The sequence below is a fragment of the Solirubrobacter phytolaccae genome (assembly GCF_027587195.1).
In the GTDB taxonomy this organism is placed as follows: Bacteria; Actinomycetota; Thermoleophilia; order Solirubrobacterales; family Solirubrobacteraceae; genus Solirubrobacter; species Solirubrobacter phytolaccae.
Map to the genome: position 1 here is coordinate 21747 of NZ_JAPDDP010000040.1, position 15735 is coordinate 37481.

Sequence of the window (15735 nt, forward strand, 5' to 3'; positions counted from 1 at the left end):
CTACCGCCTCCCGCATGGCTGAACCCGACGACAAGCGTCCGTACAACGTCTACCGCTCGAAGCCGAAGCTCTTTCGGCGCGGTGACGACGACGGCGGCGGGCTCGGGGCCGACAGCCCGCGCGAAGACGCGCCCCGCGGCTGGGACGAGGGACCGCCGGAAGCGCCGCCGCGCCGTCGCCGGCGCCTGCCGTTCCCGCGCCCGCGTCGCCGCCCCGGTCGTCGCCGGATCGGCCCCTGGCGGGTCCTGCGCTGGGTCGCCACCGGGGTGTTCGCCTGGCTGGCGATCTCGCTCGTGCTCTTCCTGGTCTCCGCGCAGATCCAGTCGTCGCAGGTGTCCAGCGCCGCCGACGCCGAGCTCGGCGGCTCCGGCTACCCGCTGACGTCCCCGAACACGATCCTCGTGCTCGGCTCGGACGCGCGCACCAAGGACAGCAAGGAGCCCGGGGCGAACAAGATCGGCCAGGCCTCGCGGTCGGACTCGATCCTGCTGCTGCGGATCGGCGGCGGCCACAACGCGACGCTCTCGATCCCGCGCGACACCGTGGTCGAGATCCCCGGCCACGGCCAGAACAAGATCAACGCGGCGTACGCGATCGGCGGCCCGGCGCTCGCGATCCGCACCGTGGAGAGCTTCCTCGGCATCCAGGTCAACCACCTGATCGAGGTCAACTTCGAGAACTTCCCGCAGCTGATCGACGCGCTCGGCGGCGTCACCTACCGCGGCGGCTGCGTCGTCTCACGCATCAACGGCGGCTTCAAGAACGGCGGCTTCACGCTGCGGCTGAAGGCCGGCGAGCAGGAGATCAACGGCAAGCAGGCGCTCGCGCTCGCCCGTACGCGCAAGAACGAGTGCAACCCGAAGGAATCGGACCTCACCCGCGCCCGCCGCCAGCAGAAGATCCTCGGCTCGATCAAGGACAAGGTCACCTCGGTCGAGACGTTCGTCCGCCTCCCGTGGGTGTCCTGGGCCGCGCCCAAGGCGGTCCGGTCGGACATGTCCGGGCCGACGCTGCTGGGCGTGGTCGGCGCGGAGCTCAGCGCGGGCACGGCCAAGCCGCAGGTGCTCAAGCCGAGCGGGACCCTGACGCTGCCGGACGGCGGCGCGGGCTTGACGGTCGACGACGCGACCAAGCAGCGCGCCGTCGACCGCTTCCTGGGTTAGCGCGCGGGCTGATAGTCGGGGTGTGGTGGAAGGGGTGAAGGCATGCCGCGCACTCTGAGCGGGGCCGCTTTCCGCTCACTTACCGGACCGCTCGGTCCTGGCGGGTAGGCTGCGGCGCGTGATCGCCCGGCCGCGCGTTGAAGACCGACTGCGCGTGGCGTTGGAGCGTGGACCGGTCGCCGTGGTCGCACCGGCGGGCGCCGGGAAGTCCGCGGCCTTGACGGGCGCGCTGCGCGGCTGGGACGGACCCGTGGTGTGGCACGTCTGCACACCGCGTGACGCCGATGCCGGCCGGCTGCTCGTGGGCGTGCTGCGAGCGTTGCGGCGCGTCGTGCCGGGCGCGGCGGACGTCCTGCTCGAGCAGCTGCTGGAGCCGGGCGCGGCGGTCGATCCGCTGTCGGTCGTTGAGGCGCTGCTCGACGAGCTGGCCGTGCTCGTCGACCCGGTCGTGCTGGTGCTGGACGACGGCGAGCACCTGAGCGCGTCGGACGCGCTGGCCGCGTTGCTCGACGCGGACGTCGCGGTGCTGCGGACGGTGTTGCTGAGCCGCACCCGGCCCTCGCTGCGGTTGGCGCGGCGCGCCGCTGCGGGTACGTTGACGCTGTTCGACGAGGACGACCTGCGGTTCGACGCCGCCGAGTGCGCGGCGCTGCTCGCCGAGCGCGACGGACGCGAGCCGTCCGAGGACGCGGTCGTGTCCGCTCTGGCGACGACCCATGGTTGGCCGCTCGGGCTGGCGCTCGGCGTCGGCGCGGGCGACGAGCTCGAGCAGTACGTCGTCGAGGAGCTGCTCGACCCGCTGGACGCGGCCGCGCGCGCCGCCGTGCTGGACTCGGCGATCGACGGCTCGTTGCCGCCGGTTGCGCGCGAGCACGCGTGGCACCCGCTCGTGCGCGAAGCGCTACGTGCGCGGTGGCGACTCGAGCGGCCGGCGGCGGCGCGCGCGGCGCTGCTCGCGCGGGTGGCGGGCGAGCTGCTGGCGGCCGGCCGCGCTGCCGATGCCGTCGACGCCTGGCTGGAGGCCGAGCAGCCCGAGGCCGCGATCGCCGCGATGACCGAAGCCGCGCCCGAAGTGCTCCGCGCCGCTCCGGGCACGGTGCGCGCCTGGCTCGACGCCCTGCCGGAGACCGCCGCGGCTCGCGCGGACGTGGCCTGGCTCGAGGGCCGCCTGGCCGCGTCCGAGGGCCGCATGCGTGAGGCCGCCGCGCACTACACGCGCGCACTGGGCGCGGCCGCGCCGGCCGGCTCGGCGCCCGCCCGCGTTGCGGCGGACTCGTCATCGCCCGACCCCACTGCGGGCTCGCAGGCCGACCTCGCCGCAGGCTCGCCGCCCGGCCCCGCTGTCGTGCTCGACGACGACCGGCGCGACGTCGCCCTGTTCGGCCTCATGGAGTGCGCGTACTTCCTCGGCGAGCCGGCGCTGGGCGAGCCCGTGCGGGACCTGCTCGGCGCGCCCGAGGCGCTCGCGGGGCGGCCGCTCGGGCTGCTCGCGGCGGCGTGGTTCGGCATCAACCTCGCGGCGCACGGCGAGATCGAGGCCGGCGTCGCGCTCGCCGAGCGGGCGTTCGCGCAGGACGGCGGCGAGCTCGCGCGCGAGTTCGAGCCGCTGCTGCGCACGTTCGCCGAAGTGCCGTTCGGCGGGCACGCCGCGCTCCGGGCCACGCTGGAGGCGCTCGAGGCCGGTCGGGGCGGCGAGTTCCCAGAGTGGATGGCCTCGATCCGTGGGTTCGTCGAGGCCGATGCCGGCTTCCGTGACGCCGCGGTCGAGCACGCGCGCCGGATGGTCGACCGCGCCGGCACGCGTCACTGGCAGTCGCTCGGTCACGTCCAGCTCGCCTGGGCCCTCGCCGCGGCCGGCCGCTTGAACGAGGCCGAGACCGCGCTCGCCCCGCTGGCTGACCGCGGCTTCGAGGGCTGGCCGTCGTGCTGGGTCGACATCGGCCTGGCGCTCGTCGCCCACGGCCGCGGCGACACCACGACGGCCCGCGACCGCGCCGAACGCGCCCTGCGCTCGGCCGCCACCGGCCCGCTGTTCCTGCGCGGCATCGTCGCGTGCGACCTCGCGCCGGTGCTCGACCCGCCGCGAGCGCGAGCCCTGGTTGAGGAGACGCTCGCCGCCGTCGTCGGCGACCACGCGCGCGGCCGGCTGCGCGCGGAGAGAGCCGCGCTGGGAGCGGCCGACGAGCCGCGCGGGGCGGGCGACCGCGACGCGACCGGCGCGAGCAGCGCGGACGACGCGGACAGCGCGAGCGGCGCAGACAGCGCGGGCGCCGCGAGCAGTGCAGGCGGCGCGAGCGGCGCGGACGGCGCGGACGGCGCGGCCGACGCCCTCGACGATGTGCACGCCGCCCTTGCCGCGGGGCCCGACGTCGTTCGGGCCGAGTGGACGCTGCTGCGCGGACCCGTGTGGGACGCGCTCGAGCGCGGCGAGCTCGAGGCCGAGGCGGTCGTCGCGCTCGTGGACGCGGCGTTCCCCGGGCGGCCGGAGTTGCTCGAGCTCGCCGCGCATCCAACCGCGGCGGTGCGCGCGGCGGTCGGGCCCGTCGTCGCACGGTCGGGGCACCCCGCGGCGGCGGGGCGGCTCAAGGTGCTGCGCGAGGACGCCGACCCGACGGTCGTCGAGCGCGCGCGGCGAGGCGGCGCGCCTGAGACGCCGCCGTTGAACGTCCGGCTCTTCGGCGGGTTCGAGGTCCGGCGTGGCGAGTGGCCGGTCGAGGCGTGGAGCCGGCCGACCGCCGCACGGCTCGTGCGGTTCCTGCTCGTCCAAGAGGGCGTGCCCGCACCGCAGGACCTGATCTTCGAAGCGCTGTGGCCCGGCCGCGACCCGGGTTCCGCGAAGTCGCAGCTGCAGGTCGCGGTGTCCCGCGCACGGACCGTGATCGACACGCCCGAGGCGGCCGAGTCCGCGATCGTATTCGCCGACGGCGCGTACCGGATCGCGCTGCCCGAGCGCGACCGCGTCGACACCGAGGCGTTCGCGCAGGCCGCCGCGGCCGCGCTCGCCGCGACCGGGTCCCTCCGCCGCCCTGCGTTGGAGCAGGCCGCGCAGTTGTGGGGCGGCCCGCCACTCCCGGAAGAGCGCTACGCGGGCTGGGCCGACACCTGGCGCGAGCGCCTCCAGGCGTCCTACCACCGCGTCCTGAACGCGCTCGCCGCCGAGCAACGCGCCGCGAACGACGAGCCGGCCGTGATCGAGACCGCGCGCCGCCTCACGACCGACGACCCGCTCGACGAAGGCGCGCACCGCCTGCTGATCGAGGCCTACGCGCGCACGGGCCGCCCCGCGCTCGCGCTGCGCCAGTACCTCACCTGCCGCCGCGCGCTGGTCGACGGCCTCGGGGTCGAGCCGTCCGCCGAGACCCGCGCGCTCCAGGAAGCCGTCCTCGCTGGACGCTCGGTGTAGTTGACGATCACTGCGCGCGCGGCGACACTGCGCGCACGATGCAGATCGTCGGACCCAGCATCGCCCTTGCCCTCGTCATGCTCGGGCTCACGGCCTGGCGCGTGCGGCGGCGTCAGTACCGCGAGCTGGCCGAGTCGTACGCGTGGATCGCGTTCATGACGGCGACCCTCGTCGCCATCGTGAACTGGGGTTGAGCTAGAGGTACGTCGCCGCGACCTGCTCGCGGTGCCAGGTCGAGTCACCGAAGGCCCGCGCGTTCGCCTCGGCGCGCTTGAAGAACAGGTGCAGGTCGTGCTCCCAGGTGAAGCCGATGCCGCCGTGGACCTGCATCGACGAGCGGCAGACGTTGACGGCCGCGTCGCTGGCGTAGGCCTTGGCGGCGTTGGCGGCCATGAACGCGGCGTCGGGGTCGTTGTCCAGCGCCCAGGCCGCCCACAGGACGACGTTCCGCGCGCCCTCGGTCTCGAGGAACATCTGCGCGCAGGCGTGGGAGACGGCCTGGTAGCTGCCGATCGGGCGGCCGAACTGCTTGCGTTCCTTGGCGTACTCGACCGACATGGCCGTCACCCGCGCCGCGACGCCGACGGACTCCGCGGCGGCGGCCACGTAGATCGCGTGCCATGCCCGCGCGAGGTGATCGCCGGTGATCTCCTCGCCGCCGGAAGCGCGCACGGTGAACAGCGGCCGCGTCGGATCCAGCGCGTTCGCCGGCTCGATCGACGCCTCCGCGGCCGGCACCGCGAACACCTGGTCGCCGCGCTGCACGATGATCGTGTCGGCCACGTCCGCCGCCGGGACCGCGAGCTTCGCGCCGTCCTCGCCGTCCCACATCGCGACCGTCCCGCGCCCTTCCAACTCGGGGTGCAGGAGCCGTGCGGCCCAGTGCGAGGCCAGCGGCGTCGGCGCCAGCGAGAACCCGAGCTGCTCGGCGACGACCGCCAGCTCGACCATGCCGAAGTCCGCGATCTCGGGCCAGCCCAGCTCGTCGATCTCGTCCCAGGTCGCGTCGGAGCCGCCGTCCAGGGCGATCTCCCGCACGCGAGCGATCGGATAGCGCGAGGCCAGCCACTCGCGGGCGGTGCGCTGGATCTCGCGCTGGTCTTCCGTCAGGTCGAAGTTCATGCGCGCGGCAACCCCAGCACTCGCTCGGCGACGATGTTCTTCAGGATCTCGGTGGTCCCGCCCTCGATCGAGTTGGCCCGGGCGCGGAGGAAGCGATAGGTCCAGGTGTCGTCGACCAGCTGCGCGGCCGGGCCGCGCGCGTCCATCGCCAGGGTCGTGAGCGCCTGGTTGATGTCCGCCCACAGCCACTTGCCGAGCGACCCCTCGGGCCCGGGCTCGCCGCCCTTCATCGTGCTCGTCAGCCCGCGGAAGGCGAGCAGCCGCAGCACCTGCGCCTCGATCGCGACCTGCGCGAACCGCTGCCGGATCAGCGGGTCGGTCGTCCCGCGCAGCTCGTCCGCCAGCTCACCCAAGGCGACCTGCACCCGCGCCTGCAGCGCGAACGCCAGCCCGGCCCGCTCGTGCATCAACGTCGTGATCGCCACGCGCCAGCCGTTGTCGACCCCGCCGACGACGTTCTCGACCGGGATCCGCGCCTCTTCGATGAACAGCTCGTTGAACTCGGCCTCGCCGGTGATCTGCACCAGCGGCCGGATCTCGACGCCCGGCTGCTCCATGTCCATCAGGAAGTACGTGAGCCCGCGGTGCTTCGGGGCTTCGGCGTTCGTGCGCGCGAGCAGCATGCACCACTTGGAGTGATGCGCGAACGTCGTCCACACCTTCTGGCCGGTGACCACGTACGCGTCGCCGTCGAGCACGGCGCGCGTCTTCAACGACGCCAGATCCGAACCCGACTCGGGCTCCGAAAAGCCCTGGCACCACATCTCGTCGGCGCTCAAGATGGGCGAGAGAAAGCGCGCCTTCTGCTCGTCCGTCCCGTGCGCGATCACGGTCGGCCCGCCCATCGTCAGCCCGAGCACGTTCGCCATCTGCGGCGCGCGCGAGCGGGCGAACTCCTCGAACAGGATCGCCTGCTCGATCTGGGTCGCGCCGGCCCCGCCGTATTCCTCAGGCCACGTGAGCCCGGCCCAGCCGCGCTCGTTCAGCTTCTGCTGCCAGTCACGCCGGAAGGCGAACGACGCTTCGTCGCCCTCCGGCTCCTTGCCCGGATGGTTGTCGGCGATCCACGCGCGCAGCGTGTCGCGGAACTCCTCCTCCGCCGGCGAAAGCGTCAGGTCCACGCGGCGGAAACTAACACGCTGTCAGGAAGCGCGCGCCATGGCCGGCGTCGCCGCCGGGGCCTTGACCTTCTTCGCCCGTGACGCGATCGCCACGCCGCCGAGGATCGCCACCAGGCCGACCACGGACGCGACCGTGATCGTCTCGTCGAGGAAGATCGCGCCGTAGAACAGCGCCACGCCGGGCGCCAGGTACGAGACCAGCGCCGCCCGGGCCGCGCCGATCGCCCCGATCAGCTCGTAGTAGATGACGAACGCCAGCGCGGTGCCGAGCACGCCGAGCACCACGAGCGCGGCGACGGCGCCCACGTCCGGCGTGTGCCCGGGCGTCGTCGCGATCCCGATCGGCAGCGTCAGCAGCCCCGCGAAGGTCACGCTGATCCACGACGTCTGCACCGCGGCCAGCCCGCCGTACTTGCCCTTCACGACGAAGTTCGAGAGCCCGTAGAAGAAGGCCGCGCCGATCATCGCCATCGCCCCGAGGAACTCCTTGAGCGAGTGCACGGACTCGACGCCGACGATCAGCACCACGCCCGCGAGGCCCAGCAGCATGCCGATGCCCTGGCGGCGGTCGATCTTCTCCGACGGCAGCAGGAACGGCGCGAGCAGCGCGATGAACAGCGAGGCGGGCGAGATGAGCACGGCCGTGAGGCCCGACGGCACCACGTGCTCGCCGTAGGTGATGAGCAGGAACGGCGCGGCCACCGCGGTCACGCTCAGGATCAGCGCCCACCACGGACGCGAGCGCACATCCGCCCAGGCGCGGGACGCCTGCCCGGTGACGCGCAGCACCACGAACAGCACGAGCGACGCCAGCAGGCACCGCATGGACACGATCATCGCGGCCGAGAAGCCCTCGAGCGCGTACTTGATCAGCAGGTAGGAGCCGCCCCAGATGGCGGACAGGGCGGCGAGCAGCGTGACGTGGCGTGCAGACATGGACGCCGGTCAGTCTCGCGGCGCCCAGCCCTTAGCGCAAATGAAGATCCGTGCGGGAGGCGATCAGAAACGCTTATGCGTCTGACTTGGTCGTCGACGAGGACGACGAGGAGTCAGACGAAGAGGACGAGCTCGACGACGAGGACGAGCTGTCCGAGGAGGACGACTTCTTCTCGGCCTGCTTGGCGTCGTGCTTGTCGGCGCCCGAGTCGGCGGAAGCGGCCGACTGGCGGTTGCGCTTGGCCGTGCCGTAGTCCGTGTTGTAGAAGCCGGAGCCCTTGAAGTGCACGGCGACGGGGTGGAAGACGCGCTGGACCGGCGCGCCGCAGACCTCGCACTCCGTGACCGGACCATCGGTCATCTTCTGCATCACGTCGAAGTTGTGACCGTTCTCGCAGCGGTACTCGTAAATCGGCATCGGGGTAGGCGAGTTTAGCCGCCCTAAGATGCCGGTCTATGCCCGCAGCCACCATGGACGAGGTCGTCGCGCTCTGCAAGCGGCGTGGCCTGATCTTCCCCGCCTCCGAGATCTACGGCGGCATCGCCAACACGTACGACTACGGGCACTACGGCGTTCTGCTCAAGCGGAACGTCTCGGATGCGTGGTGGAAGGCGATGATCCAGGAGCGCGACGACATCGTCGCCCTGGACTCGGCGATCATCCAGCACCCGAAGACGTGGGAGGCCTCCGGGCACCTCTCGGGCTTCAGCGATCCACTCGTGCAGTGCCTCGGCAAGTGCAAGAAGCGCTGGCGCCTGGACCACCTGCAGGAGGCCGCCGTCGAGAACGGTGAGGACCCCGCGGCGGTCAAGTGCCCGCAGTGCGGCGGCGACCTCACGGAGCCGCGCGCGTTCAACCTCATGTTCGAGACGAACATCGGGCCCGTCCAGGACGAGAGCTCGACCGTCTACCTGCGCCCCGAGACCGCGCAGGGCATCTTCCTCGACTTCAAGCAGACGCTGAGCTACGCGCGCAAGAAGCCGCCGTTCGGCATCGCGCAGATCGGCAAGTCGTTCCGCAACGAGATCACCCCCGGCAACTTCATCTTCCGCACGCTCGAGTTCGAGCAGATGGAGATGGAGTTCTTCGTCCCGCCGGAGGAGGCCGAGCAGTGGTACGAGTACTGGTGCCAGGAGCGCCTGAACTGGTACGTCAAGCTCGGCATCAACCCGGAGCGCCTGCGCCTGCGCCCGCACGAGGCCGACGAGCTCAGCTTCTACTCGTCCGGCACGAGCGACGTCGAGTACCTGTACCCGATCGGCTGGTCCGAGCTCGAGGGCGTCGCCAACCGCGGCAACTACGACCTCACCCAGCACGCCGAGCACTCGCGCCAGAAGCTCGAGTGGAAGGACCCGCAGACCGGCAAGGGCTACCTGCCGCACGTGATCGAGCCCGCCGCAGGCCTCGGCCGCACGATGCTTGCGCTGCTCTGCGAGGCCTATGACGAGGACGAGATCGGCGGCGAGAAGCGCACCGTGCTGCGCCTGCACCCGTCGATGGCGCCGATCAAGGTCGCGGTGCTCCCGCTCCTGCGCAAGGACGGCCACCCCGAGAAGGCGCGCGAGATCTACGAGGCCCTGCGCAAGCGGATGTCCACCGAGTACGACGACGGCGGCAACATCGGCAAGCGCTACCGCCGCCAGGACGAGATCGGCACGCCGTACGGCATCACCGTCGACCACCAGACGTTCGAGGACGACACGGTGACGCTGCGCGACCGCGACTCGCTCTCCCAGGAGCGCGTCCCGGTCGCGGGGCTCGCCGACCTGCTCGAGGCCAAGATCAACGCGTAGATTGCGTGCATGGCTCAGCCCCACCCTGGGGATGAGCCATGCATGAAGCGGCTGGGAGGAGCAGTCGCCCTTGCGCTGGTCGTCGCCGGTTGCGGTGACTCCGGGCTGACCGAGGGCGCCGAGGGCGGTGACGTCACCGTCACCAACCACCCCGCGCTGCTGTACTCGCCGCCCTGGATCGCCGCGCAGGACCAGAAGCTGTTCGCGAAGAACGGGCTCGAGGTCAAGCAGATCGTCGGCTCCGAGGGCGGCGGGACGACCGTGCGCAACGTGGTCAGCGGCGGGCTGCCGATCGGTGAGGTCGCGACGACTGCGGCCGTGTCCGCGTTCATGGCCGGCGCGGACATCCGGATCGTCGGTGGCGGCGTGGCCTCCAGCCGGGACACGTTCTGGGTCACACGGCCGGACGAGCCGCTGGACTCGATCGAGGACCTCAAGGGCAAGACGGTCGGCTACACGAGCCCGGGCAGCGTGACCCAGGGCCTGCTGGCGCTGTCCCTCGAGCGCTCCGGCGTCGGCCTCGACAACGTCGAGACGCGCACGATGGGCGGGCTCACCGAGGGCCTGACCGCGCTCAAGACCGGTGACATCGACGCCGCCGCGATCCTCGAGCCCGTGTTCTCCGAGCAGGCCGAGGAGGAGTGGAAGATCGTCTTCAAGGCCTCCGACTACGTGCCCGAGTTCCTCTCGACCGTGATCATCAGCGGGCCGGGGGTGCTCGAGGAGGACCGCTCGCTCGTGCAGAAGACGATCCAGGCGCGCGCGGACGGGATCGAGTTCCTCAAGCGCGACCCCGACGCGGTCGCCGAGGCGTGGGCGAAGGAGGCCGAGATCGAGCCCGAGAGCGCGCGCAAGGCCCTCGACCTGGTCGACCCGGCCGAGCACTGGGTCGTCGGGCTCGACAGCCCGGAGGCGCTGCAGACCGTCGAGGAGGAGATGCGGCTGATCGACCTGCTGCCCGGCGGCCAGCGGATCGACTGGGACGAGCTCGTCGTCCAGGACTTCATCCCGCCCGATCAACGGATCCAGCTGCCAGGAGGCTGAATGGTCCTCACCGTGGAGCACCTGTCCAAGACCTTCGGCGACGTGGAGGCCGTCCGCGACGTGTCGCTCGCGGTCGACGAAGGCGAGTTCGTCTCGATCGTCGGCCCGTCCGGGTGCGGCAAGAGCACGCTGATGGAGATCGTCGGCGGGCTGATCGAGCCCACCGCCGGCCGGATCGACGTCAGCGGGATGCCAGGGATCGTCTTCCAGCAGGAGTCGGCGTTCCCGTGGCGGACCGTGGTCGAGAACGTCGCGTTCGGGCTGGAGATGACGGGCGTCGGCAAGGCGGAGCGGCTCACCCGCGCGCGGGACATGATCGAGCTGGTCGGCCTGGGCGGGTTCGAGGACCGCTATCCGACGGAGCTGTCGGGCGGCATGCGCCAGCGCGTCGCGATCGCCCGCACGCTCGTGATGGAGCCGAAGATCATCCTGATGGACGAGCCGTTCGGCGCGCTGGACGAGCAGACGCGGTTGATCCTCGGCGAGGAGCTCAGCCGCATCCGCGAGGCCACGAACGCGACCGTCCTGTTCATCACGCACTCGTTCGACGAGGCGCTGCTGCTCTCCGACCGCATCGTGGTGATGACCGCGCGGCCGGGCACGATCAAGCAGGTCGTGGTCAACCCGTTGCCGCGCCCGCGCGACTCGACGATCGTCTCCGACCCCGAGTTCGGCCGGCTGTCCGGCGAGCTGTGGGAGCTCCTGCGCGAGGAGTCGATGCGCGCGCTGGCGGGGGAGCGCGGCCGGTGAGCGAGGCGCGACGGGTCCGCGCGACGCGCTGGGGGCTGGTCCTCGCGTTCCTCGCGCTGATCGAGATCATCCCGCGGCTCGGCCTCGTGAACCCGATCGCGCTCGTGCCGCTGAGCGAGATGGTGTGGCAGCTGTGGCTGCTGCTGAAGGACGGCACGCTCGCGGACCACATCCTGCGCACGCTGACGTCGATCGTCGCCGCGGGCGCGCTCGCGGTGGTGACCGGCCTCCCGCTCGGCGTCGCGCTGTGGCGGCTGGAGACGACGCGCCGGATCCTGCAGCCGTACCTGACGACCTACTACGCGATCCCGATCTTCGCCTTCTACCCGCTGTTCATCGCGATCTTCGGGCTCGGCTCGATGCCGGTGATCATCATCGCCTGGGCCTGGGCGGTGGTGGCGATCGTGCTGCAGACCGTGATCGGGCTGGACGCGGTGCCGCCCGTCCTGGTCAAGGTCGGCCGCAGCCTGCGCCTGTCGAGCTGGCGGATGTTCACCCGCATCTACTTCCCGGCCGCGACGCCGCACATCTTCACGGGCTTCAAGCTCGCCGCCTCCTACACGGTGATCGGCGTGATCGCGAGCGAGTTCATCCAGGCCGAGAAGGGCGTCGGCTTCTTCGTCGGCTTCTCCTACAACAACTTCGCGATCCAGAACATGTACGCGGCGATCCTGCTGATCCTCGTGTTCGCCGTCGCGCTCAACTCGGGGCTGCTCGCGCTCGAGCGCAAGCTCTACGGGCGGCAGGGATGACCGCGCAGCGCACGACGATCCTGATCGGCCAGGCCGCGATCCCGCTCGTGCTGCTGGCGCTCTGGCAGGTCAGCGCGATGCTCGCCGGCGACTTCTACATCGCCACGCCCGCCGACGCGTTCGCGGCGCTCGACCGCGACTGGTTCTTCGACAGCCTCGGCGCGACGCTCCTCGCGGCGTTCGTCGGCTTCCTGATCGCCGCGGCCGCCGGGCTGTGGATCGGCGTCACGCTCGGCCTCACCCGCTTCTGGGGCAAGGTCCTCGAGCCCGTGACGCTGAGCGTCTACTCGATCCCGAAGGTGACGCTGTTCCCGATCTTCCTGACGGTGTTCGGCTTCGGGCTGGGCTCGAAGGTCGCCTTCGGGATGTTCCACGGGATCTTCCCGATCCTGATCATCGCCATGAACGCGACCCGCGAGGTGAACGTCGTGCACCTGAAGGTCGCGCGCTCGCTGCGGCTGAGTCGCACGCAGACCTTCAAGCAGGTGATCTTCCCGAGCATCTACCCGTCCCTGCTGACCGGGCTGCGGCTCGGCTTCAGCCTCACGCTGCTCGGCGTGATCCTGGGTGAGATGTTCGCCTCCCGCGCCGGCTTCGGCTACGAGCTCGTGGAGGCGATCACGCTGCACGACATGCCGCGCATGTACGGGATCGTCGCCACCCTCGTGGTCATCGCGTTCGTGGTCAACGCGCTGCTGCTGCGCTGGGAGCAGGCCGCTAGCGGTCCTCGCCGCGCCGTAGCCGCTCGATGATCGCGTCCAGCCGGGCGACCCGGTCGGCGGCGTCGCTGTGCCACGGGCCGTCGGCGCTCGACGCCCACGGCACGAGCACGTCGAACTCGACCGTCTTCAGCAGCTCCAGGCTGTCGATGTAGGCGGCCCGGTCGCTGTCGCCGAGCACGGCCGCTCGCCACTCGTCGCCGTCGAGGATGATCGAGTCGCCGGTGAACAGGTACCCGTTCCACAGGAACGCGGTGGCACCCGGCGTGTGCCCCGGGATCGGGATGAGCTCGAAGTCGTCGTCCACCGTCTGACGCCCCGAGAACGTGGTGACGGGGCGCTCGACCCACTTCGCGTCGTCCGCGTGGATGTGGAGCGGCGCGTCGGCGAAGCCCGTGCCGAAGCCGGCCTCGTGCCAGTGGTTGAGGTACTGCGCGGGGGCGGCGGCGCCTTCCGCGCCGGGCGCGGCGTAGACGACGAAGCCGTTCGCGAGCGTGAACGAGCGCATGTGGATGGTGTCGGCGAACGGAAGCGGCTCGCCACGTGTGGGTCGAAGTCCGTTGAGCATGGCGTCAACCGTAAGATCGACCCCGCCCGCTTTCGATCCGCCTTTCGCCCTACGACTAGGGGAATCCCTGATGCACGCGGGCCGCGGCGCGACTTGGATGGCGCCCATGATCCGTCGCATCACTGCGCTGGCCGCGCTGGGCACGCTCGCCCTCGCCGCGCCCGCCCTCGCCGCTCCCAAGGCGAACACGATCACCGCCATCGGCGGCATGAACGTCAAGTCCAACGCCTACGTCCAGGACGATCAGCGCTGGGACGCGGACAAGTACACCGTCAAGTCCGGCGCGACCGTCACGCTGCGCGACAAGTCCACCGAGAAGCAGCCGCACACGCTGTCGCTGATCAAGAAGCTGCCCAAGACGCCCGCCCAGATCATGGGCTGCGAGGCCTGCGGTCCGCTGATGGAGGCGCACGAGGCCAACCCGGAGACGATGGAGGTCGGCAAGGAGCTCGTCGAGGCAGGCGCGGACGGCTTCGACGCCGCCGGCGACTCGATCTTCCTCGCGCCCAAGGGCAAGGTGACGTTCAAGGTCACCGCCAAGAAGGGCACGACGCTCGCGTTCGTGTGCGTGATCCACCCCTGGATGCTGGGCGAGATCAAGGTCTCCTAGCGCAGGCCGGCGGGCGCGACGAAGCCGCGCCCGCCGGGTTGGCGCGGCCCTAGCCCGCGGAGGCCGCGTTGTAGAGCGACTGCGCGACCGAGCCCTGGTAGGGGCCGTACATCACGTTCGGCTGGTTGTCGTAGCCGTAGGAGTTGACGCTGTACACGCTCGAGCCGACGATCCAGCCGCCGCCCGAGGAGCCGCCGGTCATGTCGCAGCCGATGCCGAGCGTGGCCGGGTTGGCTCCGGTGTCCTGCGTCTGCAACGTCGAGTTGCAGCGCCACAGGCGCTCGCCGCTAAACGGCGGGGCGGCCGGATAGCCGTAGGAGTTGTAGGTCTGCGAACGGCTGTAGTTGAACGCGATCCCGCGCCCGCCGACGCGGTCGGTCAACGCGGTGCCGCCCGCGGGTGCGACGACCGCCGCGCCCAGGTCGTAGCTGAAGTCACCCGAGTTGCCCCAGCCGGACGTGGTGAAGAGGTTCTCGGCGACGTAGACGCCGAGCGGGGCCGAGCCGTCCTTGTAGGCGGGCACGAACTCCCAGTTGGTGGCGAAGGCGCCGGGGCCTTCGTTGACGCAGTGGCCCGCGGTCCAGACCACGGACTTGTTGCCGCTGAGCAGCGCGGTGCCGGAGCACACGTAGTCGCCGCCGCCGAGCGTGAAGAACACCTTGCCGTGCGTCGATGTCGGCGCCTGCGTGTAGGGCGTCGTGACCTCCGCGGAGGTCCACGGCAGCGGGGCGGCCTCGGCTTCGGTCCTGGCGGCGGCTCCCCCGAACCGCTGCTCGGCCGGCTTGGCCGCCTGCATCCGCTCGGGTGTCCAGTAGTTGGCCACCGAGCTCGCCGACTGGCTGACCTCCTTGGACTCGACGCGTGCCTCAGCGGAGGACGCGGTCAGCAAAAGGCATGCCAGCACCGCCGGCGTAGTGAAACGTCGCAAAACGAACTGCCTCCCGTCTCCACGCGCTCAAGCACCCCTGCACGAGCACGTGATTTAAGTGACGAGTCCAGACTAGCGCGCGGAAACGCGACGGTATTTCAGTACAGCCAGCGGCGCGAAGACGACGACCAGACCGATCGACCACACCGTCGCCAACCACACGGAATTGCCCGCTGGAGTGCCGACGAAGAGATGGCGCATCGCGTCCACGGTGATGGTGAACGGGTTCACTTTCGCGAACGCCTCCAGCGCCCCTGGCATGTTCTCCACCGGCACGAACGCGGACGAGATGAACGTGAGCGGGAAGATGACGGTGAACCCGATCTGCTGCGCGCTCTCAGCGCTCGTGGAATACAGACCGACGAGTGCGAAGATCCAGCTGAACGCGTAGCCGAACAGCAGCAGCAGGACGATGCCGTAGGCGACCTCGGGCACGCTCGAGTTGAAGCGGAAGCCCACCACCAGGCCGACGGCGATGATGATGATCACGCCGAACAGGTTCACGACCATGTCGGCGAGGGTGCGGCCCGCGAGCACCGCGGAGCGCGCCATGGGGAGCGAGCGGAAGCGGTCGATGAGGCCCTTGTTGAGGTCCTCCACCAGGCCCACGGCGGTCAGCGCGCCGCCGAAGGTGATGTTCTGGACGATGATGCCTGGGATCAGGAAGTCCTCGTAGTCCATCCCGGTCTGGATCGAACCGCCGAACACGTACACGAACAGCAGCACGAACATGATGGGCTGCACCGTGTAACCGATCAGCATCTCGGGCTGGCGGCGGAACTTGATCAGGTTGCGCTTGAGGATCACCAGCGCGTCGGCGACCAT

Annotated in this window: 16 protein-coding genes; 9 read left to right on the forward strand and 7 right to left on the reverse strand. The window is 71.0% G+C overall.

The window, feature by feature from the left end:
* Positions 1–14 precede the first annotated feature (14 nt).
* The 3 genes from OJ997_RS20555 (at position 15) to OJ997_RS20565 (ending at position 4760) form a co-directional block, all read left to right on the forward strand.
* A complete protein-coding gene (locus OJ997_RS20555) occupies positions 15–1163 on the forward strand; it encodes an LCP family protein (protein ID WP_270027100.1) in 1149 nt (382 codons plus the stop codon).
* 118 nt (positions 1164–1281) lie between these two features.
* Positions 1282–4566, forward strand: coding sequence for a BTAD domain-containing putative transcriptional regulator (locus OJ997_RS37690; RefSeq protein WP_270027101.1), 3285 nt, complete (start codon positions 1282–1284; stop codon positions 4564–4566).
* 38 nt (positions 4567–4604) lie between these two features.
* The gene (locus OJ997_RS20565) at positions 4605–4760 is read left to right on the forward strand and encodes a hypothetical protein (RefSeq protein WP_270027102.1); all 156 of its coding nucleotides are present in this window, start codon (positions 4605–4607) and stop codon (positions 4758–4760) included.
* Between the two features lies 1 nt (position 4761).
* Here the strand turns inward: OJ997_RS20565 and OJ997_RS20570 are convergent, their stop codons facing one another.
* The 4 genes from OJ997_RS20570 to OJ997_RS20585 all read right to left on the reverse strand — a co-directional run bounded on the left by OJ997_RS20570 (position 4762) and on the right by OJ997_RS20585 (position 8163).
* Positions 4762–5688 (reverse strand): acyl-CoA dehydrogenase family protein, encoded by a 927-nt coding sequence (locus OJ997_RS20570; protein ID WP_270027103.1) that lies wholly within the window; start codon positions 5686–5688, stop codon positions 4762–4764.
* Positions 5685–6809 carry an acyl-CoA dehydrogenase family protein gene (locus OJ997_RS20575; RefSeq protein ID WP_270027104.1) on the reverse strand — a complete coding sequence of 375 codons (1125 nt, stop codon included), beginning with the start codon at positions 6807–6809 and terminating at the stop codon, positions 5685–5687. Before OJ997_RS20575 ends, OJ997_RS20570 begins: the two co-directional genes overlap by 4 nt.
* 21 nt (positions 6810–6830) lie before the next feature.
* Positions 6831–7745 carry a DMT family transporter gene (locus OJ997_RS20580; protein WP_270027105.1) on the reverse strand — a complete coding sequence of 305 codons (915 nt, stop codon included), beginning with the start codon at positions 7743–7745 and terminating at the stop codon, positions 6831–6833.
* Positions 7746–7818: 73 nt separating this feature from the next.
* Positions 7819–8163 (reverse strand): FmdB family zinc ribbon protein, encoded by a 345-nt coding sequence (locus OJ997_RS20585; protein ID WP_270027106.1) that lies wholly within the window; start codon positions 8161–8163, stop codon positions 7819–7821.
* Between the two features lie 38 nt (positions 8164–8201).
* On the opposite strand from OJ997_RS20585, the gene OJ997_RS20590 reads away from it, so the two are divergent.
* The 5 genes from OJ997_RS20590 to OJ997_RS20610 are packed head-to-tail and all read left to right on the forward strand — an operon-like array spanning position 8202 to position 12837.
* Positions 8202–9539, forward strand: a complete 1338-nt coding sequence (locus OJ997_RS20590) for a glycine--tRNA ligase (protein ID WP_270027107.1) — start codon at positions 8202–8204, stop codon at positions 9537–9539.
* Positions 9540–9581: 42 nt separating this feature from the next.
* Positions 9582–10583, forward strand: coding sequence for an ABC transporter substrate-binding protein (locus OJ997_RS20595; RefSeq protein WP_270027109.1), 1002 nt, complete (start codon positions 9582–9584; stop codon positions 10581–10583).
* Positions 10584–11333, forward strand: a complete 750-nt coding sequence (locus OJ997_RS20600) for an ABC transporter ATP-binding protein (protein WP_270027110.1) — start codon at positions 10584–10586, stop codon at positions 11331–11333.
* Positions 11330–12085, forward strand: a complete 756-nt coding sequence (locus OJ997_RS20605; protein WP_270027112.1) for an ABC transporter permease — start codon at positions 11330–11332, stop codon at positions 12083–12085. The genes OJ997_RS20600 and OJ997_RS20605 overlap by 4 nt, the downstream gene beginning before the upstream one ends.
* Positions 12082–12837, forward strand: coding sequence for an ABC transporter permease (locus OJ997_RS20610; RefSeq protein ID WP_270027113.1), 756 nt, complete (start codon positions 12082–12084; stop codon positions 12835–12837). Before OJ997_RS20605 ends, OJ997_RS20610 begins: the two co-directional genes overlap by 4 nt.
* Here the strand turns inward: OJ997_RS20610 and OJ997_RS20615 are convergent.
* Complete coding sequence (locus OJ997_RS20615) at positions 12803–13372, reverse strand: MBL fold metallo-hydrolase (protein ID WP_270027114.1); 570 nt, start codon at positions 13370–13372, stop codon at positions 12803–12805. The two genes, OJ997_RS20610 and OJ997_RS20615, sit on opposite strands and share 35 nt — an antisense overlap.
* A 106-nt stretch (positions 13373–13478) precedes the next feature.
* Here OJ997_RS20615 and OJ997_RS20620 point away from each other — a divergent pair, with 106 nt between their 5' ends.
* Positions 13479–13982: a cupredoxin domain-containing protein gene (locus OJ997_RS20620; RefSeq protein WP_270027115.1), complete on the forward strand. Its 504-nt coding sequence runs from the start codon at positions 13479–13481 to the stop codon at positions 13980–13982.
* 49 nt (positions 13983–14031) lie between these two features.
* On the opposite strand, the gene OJ997_RS20625 is transcribed toward OJ997_RS20620, so the two are convergent.
* Together OJ997_RS20625 and OJ997_RS20630 are read right to left on the reverse strand one after the other, a co-directional pair.
* Positions 14032–14886 carry a trypsin-like serine peptidase gene (locus tag OJ997_RS20625; RefSeq protein WP_270027116.1) on the reverse strand — a complete coding sequence of 285 codons (855 nt, stop codon included), beginning with the start codon at positions 14884–14886 and terminating at the stop codon, positions 14032–14034.
* Positions 14887–14982: 96 nt separating this feature from the next.
* Entirely contained in the window at positions 14983–15735 is a 753-nt protein-coding gene (locus tag OJ997_RS20630) for an ABC transporter permease (protein WP_270027117.1), read from the reverse strand.

Coding starts and splice junctions, on each gene's coding strand:
- OJ997_RS20555 (WP_270027100.1), top strand. CDS start 15: ATGGCTGAACCCGACGACAAGCGTCCGTACAACGTCTACCGCTCGAAG.
- OJ997_RS20565 (WP_270027102.1), top strand. CDS start 4,605: ATGCAGATCGTCGGACCCAGCATCGCCCTTGCCCTCGTCATGCTCGGG.
- OJ997_RS20570 (WP_270027103.1), bottom strand. CDS start 5,688: ATGAACTTCGACCTGACGGAAGACCAGCGCGAGATCCAGCGCACCGCC.
- OJ997_RS20580 (WP_270027105.1), bottom strand. CDS start 7,745: ATGTCTGCACGCCACGTCACGCTGCTCGCCGCCCTGTCCGCCATCTGG.
- OJ997_RS20585 (WP_270027106.1), bottom strand. CDS start 8,163: ATGCCGATTTACGAGTACCGCTGCGAGAACGGTCACAACTTCGACGTG.
- OJ997_RS20590 (WP_270027107.1), top strand. CDS start 8,202: ATGCCCGCAGCCACCATGGACGAGGTCGTCGCGCTCTGCAAGCGGCGT.
- OJ997_RS20595 (WP_270027109.1), top strand. CDS start 9,582: ATGAAGCGGCTGGGAGGAGCAGTCGCCCTTGCGCTGGTCGTCGCCGGT.
- OJ997_RS20600 (WP_270027110.1), top strand. CDS start 10,584: ATGGTCCTCACCGTGGAGCACCTGTCCAAGACCTTCGGCGACGTGGAG.
- OJ997_RS20610 (WP_270027113.1), top strand. CDS start 12,082: ATGACCGCGCAGCGCACGACGATCCTGATCGGCCAGGCCGCGATCCCG.
- OJ997_RS20615 (WP_270027114.1), bottom strand. CDS start 13,372: ATGCTCAACGGACTTCGACCCACACGTGGCGAGCCGCTTCCGTTCGCC.
- OJ997_RS20620 (WP_270027115.1), top strand. CDS start 13,479: ATGATCCGTCGCATCACTGCGCTGGCCGCGCTGGGCACGCTCGCCCTC.
- OJ997_RS20630 (WP_270027117.1), bottom strand. CDS start 15,735: ATGGTCGCCGACGCGCTGGTGATCCTCAAGCGCAACCTGATCAAGTTC.